The 559-nt window shown below is 37.2% G+C and carries 1 protein-coding gene; it reads left to right on the forward strand.

The features are described 5' to 3' along the window. Window positions 1-360 precede the first annotated feature (360 nt). A partial coding sequence (locus tag HBA93_RS18090) for a single-stranded DNA-binding protein (protein ID WP_221724221.1) occupies window positions 361-559 on the forward strand: 199 nt, incomplete at its 3' end.

A 559-nucleotide genomic window follows, 5' to 3' on the forward strand; every position in this document is an offset into this window, starting at 1 on the left:
GTCGATTAAGACCTCTTTACCTTTATTCGGTTTGGTCTTGTTCCACCTTTTTTGCCTAACAAAATTTCTGGTATGGCCTAAAGTCCAACCTGTCATGTCGGCAAGCTCTTTATACGTTAGTTTAATATTGCTCATTTTTTTGTGCGCCGCATGTTACATATGATGTTGAATAAGATGTTATATGTGTTTGATATTCTTCAATAAATCTTACGGCTAAAAATCTATTTGTCAAAAATGCAACAAAACTAAGGTTTTTTTACTGTATGTGTTGACTATTTTACTTTTACTGCAATGATCTGTGTTGCATGCGATGTAACATGCCATGTTGTATGAGATGTAACATAGATAACAGGTGATCAAATGAAATTGGCATATGTTGAAATTTTGAATGATGATGTTGAAGAACGCAGCGGACGCAATGAGCGCGGATTGTGGAGTGTACGCCGTCAACAAGCTTATCTGCATCAGGGCGCACCCTATCCAGAACCGTTTCCAATTTTCTTAACTGAAGAAATGAAACCATATAAAGCTGGTAAATATTTGTTCGCCGGTGGTGCTT

Origin of the sequence: Ochrobactrum sp. SFR4 (genome assembly GCF_019730395.1) — a bacterium.
Taxonomy (GTDB): domain Bacteria; phylum Pseudomonadota; class Alphaproteobacteria; order Rhizobiales; family Rhizobiaceae; genus Pseudochrobactrum.